This window comes from Blautia sp. HCP3S3_G3 (assembly GCF_052063365.1).
Taxonomy (GTDB): domain Bacteria; phylum Bacillota; class Clostridia; order Lachnospirales; family Lachnospiraceae; genus Blautia_A.
Genome location: NZ_JBQHXR010000002.1, coordinates 281,186 through 294,572 on the forward strand (window position 1 = coordinate 281,186; position 13,387 = coordinate 294,572).

At 44.3% G+C, this 13,387-nt stretch carries 11 protein-coding genes, 2 tRNA genes and 1 pseudogene; 5 read left to right on the forward strand and 9 right to left on the reverse strand.

Features of this window, described 5'->3' with window-relative positions; all coding sequences use genetic code 11:
- Positions 1-58: 58 nt before the first annotated feature.
- Positions 59-130, reverse strand: a tRNA-Glu gene (locus ACTNEW_RS04980).
- Between the two features lie 163 nt (positions 131-293).
- Here ACTNEW_RS04980 and ACTNEW_RS04985 point away from each other — a divergent pair.
- Positions 294-365, forward strand: a tRNA-Glu gene (locus ACTNEW_RS04985).
- 111 nt (positions 366-476) lie between these two features.
- Here ACTNEW_RS04985 and ACTNEW_RS04990 read toward each other — a convergent pair.
- The 6 genes and pseudogenes from ACTNEW_RS04990 to ACTNEW_RS05015 all read right to left on the reverse strand — a co-directional run.
- Positions 477-575: pseudogene (locus ACTNEW_RS04990) on the reverse strand (type II toxin-antitoxin system YoeB family toxin); the annotation flags it as partial.
- 124 nt (positions 576-699) lie between these two features.
- Positions 700-2,859, reverse strand: a complete 2,160-nt coding sequence (locus ACTNEW_RS04995) for an RNA degradosome polyphosphate kinase (protein WP_441058713.1) — start codon at positions 2,857-2,859, stop codon at positions 700-702.
- 14 nt (positions 2,860-2,873) lie between these two features.
- Positions 2,874-4,412 carry a Ppx/GppA phosphatase family protein gene (locus ACTNEW_RS05000; protein ID WP_441058603.1) on the reverse strand — a complete coding sequence of 513 codons (1,539 nt, stop codon included), beginning with the start codon at positions 4,410-4,412 and terminating at the stop codon, positions 2,874-2,876.
- A 38-nt stretch (positions 4,413-4,450) separates the two neighbouring features.
- The gene (locus ACTNEW_RS05005; RefSeq protein WP_441058605.1) at positions 4,451-5,758 is read right to left on the reverse strand and encodes an ATP-binding protein; all 1,308 of its coding nucleotides are present in this window, start codon (positions 5,756-5,758) and stop codon (positions 4,451-4,453) included.
- Positions 5,759-5,894: 136 nt separating this feature from the next.
- A complete protein-coding gene (pheA, locus tag ACTNEW_RS05010) occupies positions 5,895-7,040 on the reverse strand; it encodes a prephenate dehydratase (protein WP_441058607.1) in 1,146 nt (381 codons plus the stop codon).
- Positions 7,037-8,404: a bifunctional folylpolyglutamate synthase/dihydrofolate synthase gene (locus ACTNEW_RS05015; RefSeq protein ID WP_441058609.1), complete on the reverse strand. Its 1,368-nt coding sequence runs from the start codon at positions 8,402-8,404 to the stop codon at positions 7,037-7,039. The genes pheA and ACTNEW_RS05015 overlap by 4 nt, the downstream gene beginning before the upstream one ends.
- A gap of 115 nt (positions 8,405-8,519) precedes the next feature.
- Here ACTNEW_RS05015 and ACTNEW_RS05020 point away from each other — a divergent pair, with 115 nt between their 5' ends.
- The 3 genes from ACTNEW_RS05020 (at position 8,520) to ACTNEW_RS05030 (ending at position 10,375) form a co-directional block, all read left to right on the forward strand.
- Positions 8,520-8,906, forward strand: a complete 387-nt coding sequence (locus tag ACTNEW_RS05020; RefSeq protein WP_441058611.1) for a putative ABC transporter permease — start codon at positions 8,520-8,522, stop codon at positions 8,904-8,906.
- Positions 8,907-9,020: 114 nt separating this feature from the next.
- Positions 9,021-9,944: an aspartate carbamoyltransferase gene (pyrB, locus tag ACTNEW_RS05025; RefSeq protein WP_441058613.1), complete on the forward strand. Its 924-nt coding sequence runs from the start codon at positions 9,021-9,023 to the stop codon at positions 9,942-9,944.
- Positions 9,938-10,375, forward strand: coding sequence for an aspartate carbamoyltransferase regulatory subunit (locus ACTNEW_RS05030; protein ID WP_441058615.1), 438 nt, complete (start codon positions 9,938-9,940; stop codon positions 10,373-10,375). Before pyrB ends, ACTNEW_RS05030 begins: the two co-directional genes overlap by 7 nt.
- A 73-nt stretch (positions 10,376-10,448) precedes the next feature.
- Here ACTNEW_RS05030 and ACTNEW_RS05035 read toward each other — a convergent pair whose 3' ends face one another.
- Positions 10,449-11,798: a pre-peptidase C-terminal domain-containing protein gene (locus ACTNEW_RS05035; protein ID WP_441058617.1), complete on the reverse strand. Its 1,350-nt coding sequence runs from the start codon at positions 11,796-11,798 to the stop codon at positions 10,449-10,451.
- A 166-nt stretch (positions 11,799-11,964) separates the two neighbouring features.
- Entirely contained in the window at positions 11,965-12,291 is a 327-nt protein-coding gene (locus ACTNEW_RS05040; RefSeq protein ID WP_441058619.1) for a hypothetical protein, read from the reverse strand.
- A gap of 341 nt (positions 12,292-12,632) precedes the next feature.
- On the opposite strand from ACTNEW_RS05040, the gene ACTNEW_RS05045 reads away from it, so the two are divergent.
- On the forward strand, positions 12,633-13,343 hold the full coding sequence (locus tag ACTNEW_RS05045) for a LytR/AlgR family response regulator transcription factor (RefSeq protein WP_441058621.1): 711 nt from the start codon (positions 12,633-12,635) through the stop codon (positions 13,341-13,343).
- Positions 13,344-13,387: the final 44 nt, after the last annotated feature.

Consider the following 13,387-nt stretch of genomic DNA (forward strand, 5'->3'; position numbering starts at 1 on the left):
TTTGGCAAGAAAAAAAAACCAATCAAGTATCTGCTTGATTGGTTTTTATCATTTCTAACAGCCAGTACGGGAATCGAACCCGTGTTTTCGCCGTGAGAGGGCGACGTCTTGACCCCTTGACCAACTGGCCTTGTTTTAACTGACTTATTTAGTATACACTACTTTACGAAAAATGCAAGTCTTTTTTTATATTTTTAAGAATTTTTGATAAAACAAAAAAATTTTGATAAAGAAAAAAAAGTGCTTGCATATTTCTCAGAACTGGTGTATACTGAACAAGTCGGTTAAGACATGGCCAGTTGGTCAAGGGGTCAAGACGTCGCCCTCTCACGGCGAAAACACGGGTTCGATTCCCGTACTGGCTGCTAGGAATATTCAACGAAAACCTTGATTTTTCAAGGTTTTTCTTATTTTCGGACATAAAAAGTGTAGTTACATTTTTTGAATGCAGGCTACACTTTTTTATATATACAATCTCATCTGTTTCCATAATGATAGCGACATGCAAGAATATATACATTTTCATCGTCAATTTTGTAAATCAATCGATCCTTATCATTCACTCGTCTGCTCCAGAATCCTGCCCGAAGGGCTTTTTATATCATAGGCAAATGCACAGCACTTTCCTATGATAAAATAAAACTGCACAGCACTTCACAGGGCATATCACCCGTAAGTACTGTACAGTCTGTAAAACGCTTACTTCTCTTCCTCAGGATCCTCTGCCGGTTCTGCCGGAACGAAAACTCTGGACTTTTCTTTATTCTGCTTTTTATTTCCGGCCGCTTTTTCCTGCGCTTCTCTGCAGAATTCCATCTGGGAATTGACAAGCGCCTTTCCTCTCTTATCCAGTTTCACATAAGTTCCATCCGGCTGAAGAATATGTGCTTTAACATTGTCTTTAAATTCCAGATCCAGAACATGGATGGCTTCCGCACGAATCGACTCGTCTTCTACAGGGAAGACAATCTCCACACGGCGGTCCAGATTACGCGGCATCCAGTCTGCACTTCCCATATAAACTTCTTCATTTCCGCCATTGCAGAAACAGAAAATACGGCTGTGTTCCAGAAATTCCCCAACAATGGAGCGTACATGGATATTCTCACTGACACCAGGAATGCCCACTTTCAGACAGCAGATACCGCGCACCAGAAGATCGATCTGTACCCCGCAGGAGGACGCATAATACAAAGCTGACATGATCACCGGATCACAGAGAGAATTCATCTTTGCACGGATATAAGCCGGAAGCCCGTTTTTCGCATTTTCCGCTTCTCTCTCGATCAGCTTCAGGAAACGATTCTTCATCCAGATTGGAGCCACGATCAGTTTGTTCCATCGCTTCGGTTCCGAATAACCGGAAAGCATATTAAATACGGCTGTTGCATCTTCTCCGAAACGTTCGTCGCAGCTGAACACGCCACAGTCTGTATAAAGTTTGGCAGTGGAATCATTATAGTTACCGGTCGCCATATGCACATATCTGCGGATTCCGGTTTCCTCTCTTCTGACCACCAGGGTAATCTTGCTGTGTGTCTTCAATCCCACAAGACCGTAAATAACATGACAGCCCGCTTTTTCCAGCATTTTCGCCCAGACGATATTGTGCTCCTCATCGAAACGCGCTTTCAACTCCACCAGAACGGAAACCTGCTTGCCGTTCTCGGCAGCCTGTGCAAGTGCCGCAATGATCGGAGAATTGCCGCTGACACGATACAGCGTCTGTTTGATAGCCAGAACATCCGGATCTTTTGCAGCCTGACGCACAAAATTCACAACAGGATCAAAACTCATATACGGGTGATGCAAAAATACATCTCCCTCACGGATAACCTGGAAAATATCCTTGTCATTCTGAAAAGCCGGCACAGGAGCAGGTACATATTTCGGCGTCTTGTACTCATCAAAGCCGTCCAGTCCGTAAACCTTCATCAGCATCGTCAGATCCAGCGGACCGCTGATGGAAAAGATATCTTCATTTTTAATTTCAAATTCTGTTTTCAGTATTTTCAGAAGACGTTTATCCATCTTGTCTTCCACTTCCAGACGGATCACTTCTCCCCACTGACGCTTTTTCAGCTGCTTCTGGATTTCTACCAGAAGATCCTCTGCTTCATCCTCGTCAATACTCAGATCCGCATTTCTCATAATACGGTACGGATGGGCACATACCACATCATTGCTCAAAAACAGTTTACCGATATTTCTCTCGATAATCTCCTCCAGCATGATCACTGCTCTCACACCCTCTTTGCCGGACGGGATCTCAATCACACGCGGCAGCACGGAGGGAACCTGCACCGTGGCAAATTCCAGTACTTCTTTGTCTTTTTTGCGGTCTTTTTTCGAAATCAGTGCTCCGATATTCAATGTCTTATTCCGGATCAGCGGGAACGGTCTGGAAGAATCCATCGCCATAGGAGTCAATACCGGATAAACATTATCCTCAAAATAGCGGTCCACATACTCTTTCTGATCATCCGTAAGCTCCTCATGCTCCAGAATCATATGTAATCCTGCTTTTTCCAGAAGAGGGAGGAGGGAACGGGTCAGCGTATTATACTGTGTATGCACCAGTTCATGGGTCTGGGCGCTGATTTCTTTCAGCTGTTCCTTCGGTGTCAGTCCGGCAATGTCCGTTTTTTCATATCCGGCATGCACCTGATCTTTCAGAGACGCCACACGCACCATATAAAATTCATCCAGATTGGAAGAAGTAATACTTAAAAATTTCAGCCTGTCAAACAGTGGAAGACTTTTATCCCTTGCTTCACTCAGAACCCTTTCATCAAACTTCAGCCAGCTCAACTCTCTGTTTACAAAATATACCGGTTTTTCAAAATTTTTCAGATCCATCATTGCACCCACCTCTACATTTTTCTCTTGCGTCTGAGAACCAGACGGATACCAAATACTTCCTCAAAGAACTTGACCTTATCTTTCAGCAGTCCCAATTCCAGAGAAATATCACGATTGGAATCGATGATCAGCTGCAGTTCTCTGTCTTTCAGAACTGCGCGCAGCCCCTGTACTTTCTGATAATGGCTTCTGTCCATCGCATTGGCCAGACGGAGAATTGCCGTCAGTTTTGCCACAAGAAGATAACGTTTCCTGTCAAGGCCGGAACCATCATCGTTCCTTTCATCATAATATACAAATTCTGTCGTATTATACCGCACCGCATTGGCAATGATCTGTCTCTCCTCCGTGGAAAGCCCGATTATTTCTGTTGCCATAATGATCCGGTAGGAACACTCTGCCACATCTCCGAGACTGATGTATTTTCCGCAGTCATGAAGCTGTACAGCAATCTGGAGAAGCAGCCGTTCTCTGGAGCCCATGCCATGCACCTTCTTCATGCTGTCAAAAATAGTCAGTGCCAGATCTGTCGTTCCCTGAATATGATTCTTTCCGCTGGAATAGCGCTTTGCAATATTTCTGGAAGCCACCAGAATATCATTCTCAAAATTGTGAACACTCTTAATGAATTTCTTCTTCTCGCCAAAATCATAGGCAAGCCCGTCAAGAAGGGAAACTCCGGGAACCCAGATGGACTCCGCATTGAAAATATCCAGGAAATTCTTACAGATGACCATCGTTGGAATGACAAGGGAGGCATATTCTTCATCCATCCCAAGTTCTTCCGCCAGAACTTCTTCCGTCTTATCTACCGTATTCTGATAACGGTTGATAAATTCCGCTCTGGTAATAATATGATCGTCCAGTTCTTCTTTGAAGATCGTGTCTGTCAGAAGATCTCCCATGAGAATCACATTTTTGATATCCCGGTCTTTCAGATGCAGCCGCTGAAAGGCAGTCAGGTCATTTCGGATAAATTCTTCAATCAGCTGGTCATAATGGATATTCTGCTTGCCAAGCTCTTTCAGACGTTCACGGATACGAAGACTTCCCATTTTCAAACTCTGCGTGGTCACCAGCGCATCCTTGTCAAACAGAGAGACCTGCAGGCTGCCGCCGCCCACATCCAGAATGGCGGTTCCTTTCTGGATCATTTTCTTAAATCCGGTTTCAATGGCTGCGATTGATTTGTACCCCAGGAAATGCTGCTCCGCATTACTTAATACTTCAATTCTTACGCCTGTTCTCTGATAAATCTGCTCAATGATCAGGATTGGATTTTTCAATTCGCGAAATGCACTGGTTGCGCATGCCCGGTATTCCTCCACACCGAACTCCTTCATCATCTTTTTGAAATCCTGCAGAATCTCGCACAGCTCATCCACCATATTGACATCCAGACGACCACCCGTATAAGAACCCCTTCCCAATTCCAGACGATATCTTACGTAGTTCAGTTCTTTGAATCCCGCCTTTCTCGAAAATTCAAAGATTTTCATACTGGTTTCGTATGACCCCACATCAATTGCTGCAAAAGTTGTCACTGCCATATCCCCATCTCCTTCTTCAGCGGTTCCCTGTTACCGCATTAATTTTCCACTGTTCCAAGCAGATAATCAATAAACTGCTGCGCTGTTCTTCCGGTCAGGCCGCCGTGGGACAATTCCCATTTGTTGGCTTCCAGCATCAGCTGTTCTTCCGGCATGGTAATTCCGTAACGCTGTGCCAGAACTCTGACGATATTCTGGAATTCTTTTTTGTTCGGAGCACCGAAATAGATACGAACGCCAAAACGGTATACCAGGGAAAGCTTCTCCTGCACGGTATCGGAAGAATGCAGATCGTCATCATCCATAATCTCCAGCTTATCACTGGAACGCTCGCGTACCAGATGGCGCCGGTTGCTCGTGGCATAAATCAGAATATTGTCCGGTTTTTTCTCCAGACCGCCCTCAATTACTGCTTTCAGATATTTGTATTCGATTTCAAATTCTTCAAAGGACAGATCGTCCATATAAATAATAAACTTATAATTCCGGTTCTTGATCTGAGCGATCACATCATTCAGATCCTGGAACTGATGCTTATAAACTTCAATAATACGGAGTCCCTCGTCATAGTAACGGTTCAGGATTCCCTTAATACTGGATGATTTGCCGGTGCCGGCATCTCCAAACAACAGACAGTTGTTGGATTTTCTTCCCCTGACAAATGCTTCGGTATTCTCAATGAGTTTCTTCTTCGGAATCTCATAGCCCACCAGATCATCCAGCTGCACATGAGCAATCCTGGTAATCGGTTCGATGACTACTTTTCCATTGTCATCATGTGCAATGCGGAACGCCTTGTGCAGTCCCAGCTTGCCTACACCAAAATCCTTGTAAAACTGCACCATGTCTTCCATAAATTCTTCCGTTGTCTCTGCAGCAGCCAGTGTTCTGCTCATACTGCAGATTCTGTCACGGATTCTGGAATTGAACATCTTGCTGTTGCCATTGACATTCTGATAGTCGCAGATGACCTTACAGCATGCAGTTCCAAACACACTTCCAAGCTTTTCCAGATCAAAATCATACAGTTCTTTAAAGATTGCAAAATCATTTCTTGCAAGCTCATTGATACTGCCTTCCACTGCTCCCCTGATTTCACTCGCCGTACTGAAGGCATTTTCGTGATTGACCAGAAGGAACGTCAGATAATTGTGCCACAGATTCCCGGAAAATCCGTAGGAACCTGCCATTTCCACCAGACCGTTCATACACTCAAAAAACGTATTTTCCTGTTCTTTTAACTGTTCCTGACCACTCTCACAGGCATTCATCAGAGCTGTCATTTTCTCCAGAATCTCTCCGTGCTGAAAATCACGGTAGAGTACACATTCCTGAATCCTAACCATTTTTTCATTCTCCTCGTATTTCATGCTTTTTCGCATTGTAATCTCATTCTGCATCTGCAGGATGTTTTTATCACAATATATTTTTCTTGTATTTCTATTCTTTCTCCGCAGCTTGTTCTGCAATGTTTCCTACGCTCTATTCCATCGTCACTGCATAGCAGCCAAGCACACGCATGCGGTTGGCTTCTGCCTGAAGTCCGCGCAGTGCATTCTTTACCGCGCTTTCCTCCAGATTTCCTTCAAAATCCACAAAGAAACGGTATTCCCAGTTTTTCCCCGGAATCGGGCGTGACTCTATTTTTGTCATATTCAATCCATTATAAATAATATGAGAAAGCATATTGTAAAGAGTTCCGCTGGAATGAAGCAGCTCAAAGCAGACACTGATTTTATTGGCTTTTTTTACATAAACCGGATTTCTGCTGACAATGATAAATCTCGTCACATTCTGCCCGTTATGACAGATATTTTCTGCAAGCACCTGAAGCCCGAACACCTTTCCGGCTTCTCTGCTGGCAATGGCTGCATGAGTCTTATCCTGCTCCTCCTGCACCTTCTTGGCAGCACCGGCAGTATTGATTTCTTTCACCTTTTCCCACTGCGGATGTTCCTCCAGGAATTTGCTGCACTGGGCAAGCCCCTGCGGATGGGAGTACACTTTTTTGACATCATCCAGAGATGCCCCCGGCAATCCCAGCAGTACATGATCCACACGGACAGGCTGTTCCCCCACAATATAAAGCTGGTATTCTGTCAGAAGATCATAAATATCCGCCACAATCCCCGCCGTGGAATTTTCAATCGGAAGCACTGCATAATCTGCTCTTCCGCCTGCCACCTCTTCCATGGCATCCCGCCAGGTTTTTACATGGTAGCTGTTGATCTTTCCTTCAAAATAGGCACGCATGGCAGCGTAGCTGTAAGCGCCTTCCACGCCCTGAAAGACCACGCTGACATTTTCCAGAGGAAGTTCATCCACCATTTCGTAATCTTTTTCTTCTTCCACACCATGCTCTGTGAGAAGCTGATACTGGCGTTTGCGGCTGATCGCCATGATCTGCTGAAAAAGTTCCTGGGCTCCAAGGGCATTAAAATCTCCGTGTGCCTTTTCGCGCAGCGCCTGAATCTTGGAATGTTCCCGTTCCGGATCCAGCACTTTTTTGCCGGTAGCGATCTTATATTCCGCTACATCCTCACAGACTTTCATACGTTTCTCGAAGAGCCGGATAATCTCGTTATCAATTTCATCGATTTCTCTCCGGCAGTCCAGTAAATCTATCATGATTTTATCCTCTCTTTATTCTGTACGATTTTTGTCAGTTCTCCGATAAATGACAGAGAACCAAATGCAAGAATCACATCCTCCGGCGCTGCCAGTTCATAAACCCGGTCAACAGCTGCGGAAATGCTTTTCATTGCCTCCACATCCGAATGATACTCCTTCACAGTTTCTGCCAGCTCCTCAGCCGGAAGTGCCCGTGGATTGTCCGGAGTCTGAATCGTCAGGATCTTTCCGGCATAAGAATGTGTTTTCTCAATCACGGTCCTGTAATCTTTGTCACGGAATACCCCCATGATATAATAAATATTCCGTCCCGCAAAATAACGCCTGATGGAAGCCGCCAGCATATCCGCTGCCCCCGGATTATGCGCTCCATCCACAATAAACAACGGCTCTTTCCCGAGTACAGTAAAACGGCCTCCCCAGCAGGTATGTTTCAGCCCCTGCTTTCTCTGGGCAATGGTGGTCGGAAGACCGCGGTTTTCCAGAAGTTCCAGCGTCTTCAGTGCAAGAACTGCATTTTCCGTCTGATAGGCACCTGCAAGAGATATCTCATAAGTTTCCTCCTGATAGCAGAACTTCTGGCCAAAACAATCTGCTTCCACAACTCTGGCTTCGTTCCTGTCTGCGATATGCAGCGGCACCTTTTCGCGATTGCAGGTATCAGTCAGCACCTTTCTGACTTCCGGCTGCTGCACGACTGTCACAGCCTCACATCCATGTTTGATGATACCTGCTTTTTTCTCCGCGATCTCGCTCAGGGTATTTCCGAGAAAGCCCTGATGATCCGGACTTATAGACACAATCACTGCAAGAAGCGGGGCTTTGATAATATTTGTGGCGTCCATATCACCGCCCATTCCCACCTCCAGAAGAACCAGATCACACTTTTCTTCCTGAAAAAAAAGAAAAGCTGCGGCTGTTTCGATTTCAAAAGGAGTCGGATGCGGCAGCCCCTCCGCAGTCATTTCGTTAATTACATTGGAAATTCTGGTTATGTAACCGGCAAATTTATCACGGCTGACTTTCCTTCCGCCAGCTTCCATTCTTTCCCTGTAAGAATAAATCGTCGGCGAAATATATCTTCCCACATGATAACCGGCTTCTGTAAGCACGGTATAAAGATAAGCAATGACAGAACCTTTTCCATTGGTTCCGGCGATGTGAATATATCTGGAGTCGTCCTGAGGATTGCCCAGGCGGCTCATAAGTTCTTTCATATTGGCTAGGCCAAGAACGCTTCCATACTGTTCGGCATCCCTGATATATGCCCGGCTTTGCTGATAGTCCATTTGTCTGCTCCTGTTAACGATAGATTTGCAGCCGTCCATAACACTTACGGCACCGGGCATCTGCCCGTCCATAACAGCTGAACTGCTGCGATATTTATTTCTCCTAAATAATAGCATTCGTGAATGATTTTTTCAAGGTGGGCAATAATAAAATAAGGCTAAAATCATGCAAAGGTGGTAACAGTCCATGAAACATAATTTCCTGCTTTGCGGCTCTGTCGGTCTTTGTCTGGAAGTATTCTGGACAGGCCTCCATTCGCTTATACGCGGTGAAGCAACCATGACCGGGCAGACATCACTTCTGATGTTTCCCATTTATGGCTGTGCGGCGCTGATCAAACCGGTCTATCAGAAAATTTCTTCCCTTCCGGCCGTACTGAGGGGTTGTATTTATACTGCCGGAATTTATTTTGCAGAATTCTTCAGCGGTTCCGTTCTGAAGCACTTCGGTATATGCCCCTGGGACTACAGCGAAACACCCCTGCAGATCAAAGGAATCATACGCCTTGATTATGCTCCTCTCTGGTTTCTGACAGGCCTCCTTTTTGAGAAAATACTTACAAAATCATCTTGAAAAAAAGCCCTGGTTATTATATGATGAAGAACAAGGGAATTTAAGTATTTTTTCATCCCACACATGTACATCTGCCCCGTGCAGATCGTCGCTGTCAGAAAATGGAGGTATGATATGAGACACTTAATGAGCCCGTTGGACTTTTCCGTGGAAGAGCTTGACAAGCTTCTGGATCTGGCCAACGATATCGAAAAGAACCCGAAGAAATACGCTCACACCTGTGACGATAAACGTCTTGCCACTCTGTTCTATGAGCCAAGTACCCGTACCCGTCTCAGTTTTGAAGCTGCAATGATGAATCTGGGCGGTAAGGTATTAGGTTTTTCCAGTGCTGATTCCAGTTCCGCAGCCAAAGGTGAAAGCGTTGCTGATACGATTCGTGTTACATCCTGCTATGCAGATATCTGCGCTATGCGTCATCCCAAGGAAGGTGCTCCGTTAGTTGCATCCATGGCATCTTCTATTCCTGTTATCAACGCCGGTGACGGCGGTCACCAGCATCCCACCCAGACATTAACTGATTTACTTACGATCCGCTCTCTGAAAGGCCGTCTTGACAACCTTACGATCGGTCTGTGCGGAGACCTGAAATTCGGCCGTACGGTTCACTCTCTGATCGAGGCACTGGTGCGCTACGAGAATGTGAAATTTATCCTGATCTCCCCGGAAGAGCTCCGTATCCCAAGCTACATCCGCGAAGATGTTCTGAATCGTCACAATATCGATTTTGTAGAAGTGGAACGTCTGGAAGATGCTATGCCGGATCTGGATATCCTGTACATGACACGCGTACAGAAAGAACGTTTCTTCAACGAAGAAGATTATGTGCGCATGAAAGATTTCTACATCCTGGATACACAGAAAATGGAACTCGCCAAAGAAGATATGTTCATCCTTCACCCGTTGCCCCGTGTCAATGAGATTGCAGTAGAGGTGGATTCCGACCCGAGAGCCGCATATTTCAAACAGGCACAGTATGGTGTTTATGTACGTATGGCACTGATTCTTACATTACTGGAGGTGGATGTATCATGTTAAATGTTGGAGCACTTCGCGAAGGTTATGTTCTGGATCACATCAAGGCAGGTAAGGCTATGACCATCTATCACGACCTGCAGCTTGACAAACTGGACTGTACCGTAGCCATTATCAAAAATGCACGCAGCAACAAAATGGGCAAAAAAGACATCATCAAAGTAGAATGCCCTATTGAAAAACTGGATCTGGACATTCTTGGCTTCATCGATCACAATATCACCGTCAATATCATCAAAGATGAAAAGATCGTTGAGAAAAAAGAGCTGAAACTGCCCAAACAGATCGTCAATGTAATCAAATGCAAAAACCCTCGCTGCATCACTTCCATTGAGCAGGGACTGGATCACATTTTCATTCTGGCTGACCCTGAGAAGGAAGTTTACCGCTGCAAATATTGTGAAGAGAAATACAGAGGAAAGCGTAATAAATAAAACAAAACGCCCCGTCAGGTCTGAAGGAGGAATTCTTCTCAGCCTGTCGGGGTGTTTGGTTTATGGACTTATTTTATTTCATAACAATCTTCTTCACGGTACACCATTTAGAACAATATCTCACATTAGAAACCGTTTTGTATGTGCGTACCCTCACATAATAGGTTTTTCCTTTTGTAAGATTGGAGAATTTCACTCCGCTTACTGTCGATGCTGCATAATAGTCTTTCGGATTTGTAAAGCCTGCACTTTCACAATACTGCACATGATATCCGGTACTTCCGCTGACTTTGTTCCATCTGACCGTCATTTTCCCTGTAGCCGGAACAGTCAGACTGGTAATGAAAGTGGCCTTTGGATATACAGTTACTGTAACCTGTTTCGAGGTCTTTTTGTAAGTGGATGTCTCAGAAGCAGTAATCGTGATTGTTGTCTTTCCAACGCCCTTCAGTGTGACGGTACCTTTACTGGAAATCACAGCCACAGAGGAGTTGCTGGAAGCATAACTTAAGGTACCATTCCCTTTGGTTAGTTTTGCGCCGATGGAAAATGCCTGATCTCCCATGTATTTCTTTACGCTGGAAGCCGTAATTGTCTGTGCAGATTTCGCTGCTGCAATTTTCGAAGTCTGGACAATATATCTTCCGTAATAATTGGAACTGTAGATGCCGATATAGTACGTTCCCTTCGTCAGTGTCAGAGTAGAACTCTTCGCTGTTCCTTTTTTCACAGAAGTCACAATATTAGTAAGCTTGCCGCCTTTGGAATTGTACAGATAGCAGGAAATACCATTCCCGGAATCCAGCGCCTGTGCCTGGAATTTCACTTTGGTCGTAGCACTCAGGGAAAAGCGGTAATAATGGCAAACCTTTCCACTACTGTAAGAAACACTGTAAAGCCGGTTTCCAACGGCAACCGGAAGCGCAGAACTCAGATAATTATTGCTGTAACCCGCAATTTTCGTTGTTCCAACCGTACTCTGACTCAGTTTGGTCGAAAATGAATACGAATACTGTTTGGTGGAAGCATTCTGAATCTGCACATAATAAGTTCCTTTGTTCAATCCCAGATATTTACTCTTGGCCTGATAGCCCCAGTTATTGGAATCTGCAGTCTGATATAAATTATATCCGCCTACGAGTTCTCCTTTGCTGTCCCTTACAGAAAAAGACAGATGCTCACTGTGCCCGCCTGTTTTCAGATAAAAGTATACGATGCTGTTGCTGGTAATAGTGAACTTATAATAATGGCTGCCTTTTTTCATACTGTTTTTGACAGTACTGCCTACCTTAACGGCAGTTGCGTTGGATAAATTCATACCTGCCGCATGGACCGTTCTGTAAGGCATTATAAGCATGACTGCCATCAGCACCGCTAATACGGCGCAGTACCATGTGTTTTTCCGTTCCTTTGTCTTTTCCATCATCATCCCTCCATTTGACCGTTTTTTAATGTTATGATACCATATTTGCCAATATTTTCTGTAAGCTCTGTTCTCCTGTTTTTTATAAGATTTTTCCTGTTCTCTTACACGTTTTGGAACAATCTGCCATTTCATTTGCTTTATTCACAGCAGATCAAATCAATCTTTACAGGATCACTTCGCACACCCAGGGCTTTGGCTCTGCCTGTTCTGTACCATATTTTTCAAATATCAGATTTGCCAGTTTTATGGTTGCCTCTTCGTAAGTAGCACCTCCGCAGTCCAGATCCAGATCGTGACACCCTGCCGGTCCTGTCTCAAACCATACATTTGTCTCAGTATTCCGGTGAGTATCAGATTCTATACATTTCGTAACCGGATCCACTTTGACAACCTCCACATATAAATGTCTGGTATACTCTCCCTCAAAAATTGCATGACATGTGAGAAAATGGTACGCTGAATAAAAATCATTAAATCGTTTGCTGCTCATACACTTACACTCCTTTCTGCGCTTCCATCATACAACATCCCGGAAATTATTTTTTATATTTTTGTCAAAGAAAAATGCAAAGCATTTTCTGTAATATGAGAAAACTTGCACAGGTGTTATTTTATGATTCACACAAATTGTCAACATATTTCGCCTGTGCACCAAACGCGCAAAAACAGGCACCAAATGCATCATATCTGATACTGAAATCATCCTTTCGCCTCTTTTATAGTAATCCTGAACAATTAATTTTTGTTTTTCACTTGTTTTTTCAGATAATACCTAATAAAATAGAACATAATGCATTTATGCAATTTTACCACACAGACAAGGAGTATCCTATGTTCAAAATCGCCATATGCGAAGATGATATCATACATACACAGATCATAAAGAACCTGACAGATCAGTTTTTTCATACAGAATACGAAGTCTCTACCTTCCCGACCGGCACTGAATTCCTGGATTCGCTCAGAGGTAATTCCTGCCCTTATGACATTATCATGACGGACATCGAATTAGGTCCGAATTCCCTTTCCGGTATTTCCCTGGCAGAAAAGATCAACCGGATGAACCCTGATTCCCAGATTATCTTTATCAGTCAGTATCTCCGGTATGTGTCCGCAGTTTATGAAGCAAAACATATTTATTTTGTCGCAAAGGATCAGATACAGGAATATCTTCCAAAGGCGCTGCATACTGCATTGAAAAATCTGGAGGAACTTCGTGGTCAGTATCTGCATTTTTCCAGCGGTACCAAAAAAATTCAGATCCCTCAGAGTGATATTCTATATATGGAACGCATAATGAGAACCACGGAAATTCACACCAGAACAGAAATATATTCCGCACGCGAAAAACTTTCAGAACTGCTGATACAGCTTCCCCCTGCATTTTGTCTCTGCCACAGGAGTTTTGCCGTAAACCTTCGCTCTGCCGCTTCTCTTACGAGGAAAGATATCACATTCGCAGACGGCAGCAGCATCCCTGTTGGACGGACCTATTACGAGGATGTTAAGAAAGCATTTGCCATGATGATCATGCAGAAATAACCATTGCTGTTATCATGAATAACCGGCTGATCATCTGCTATTTT

Bases quoted from the DNA above. Each gene is read 5' to 3' on its own strand.
- ACTNEW_RS05005 (WP_441058605.1), bottom strand. From the start codon at position 5,758: ATGGTTAGGATTCAGGAATGTGTACTCTACCGTGATTTTCAGCACGGA.
- ACTNEW_RS05040 (WP_441058619.1), bottom strand. From the start codon at position 12,291: ATGAGCAGCAAACGATTTAATGATTTTTATTCAGCGTACCATTTTCTC.
- ACTNEW_RS05015 (WP_441058609.1), bottom strand. From the start codon at position 8,404: ATGGACGGGCAGATGCCCGGTGCCGTAAGTGTTATGGACGGCTGCAAA.
- ACTNEW_RS04995 (WP_441058713.1), bottom strand. From the start codon at position 2,859: ATGGATCTGAAAAATTTTGAAAAACCGGTATATTTTGTAAACAGAGAG.
- ACTNEW_RS05030 (WP_441058615.1), top strand. From the start codon at position 9,938: ATGTTAAATGTTGGAGCACTTCGCGAAGGTTATGTTCTGGATCACATC.
- pyrB (WP_441058613.1), top strand. From the start codon at position 9,021: ATGAGACACTTAATGAGCCCGTTGGACTTTTCCGTGGAAGAGCTTGAC.
- pheA (WP_441058607.1), bottom strand. From the start codon at position 7,040: ATGATAGATTTACTGGACTGCCGGAGAGAAATCGATGAAATTGATAAC.
- ACTNEW_RS05020 (WP_441058611.1), top strand. From the start codon at position 8,520: ATGAAACATAATTTCCTGCTTTGCGGCTCTGTCGGTCTTTGTCTGGAA.
- ACTNEW_RS05035 (WP_441058617.1), bottom strand. From the start codon at position 11,798: ATGGAAAAGACAAAGGAACGGAAAAACACATGGTACTGCGCCGTATTA.
- ACTNEW_RS05000 (WP_441058603.1), bottom strand. From the start codon at position 4,412: ATGGCAGTGACAACTTTTGCAGCAATTGATGTGGGGTCATACGAAACC.
- ACTNEW_RS05045 (WP_441058621.1), top strand. From the start codon at position 12,633: ATGTTCAAAATCGCCATATGCGAAGATGATATCATACATACACAGATC.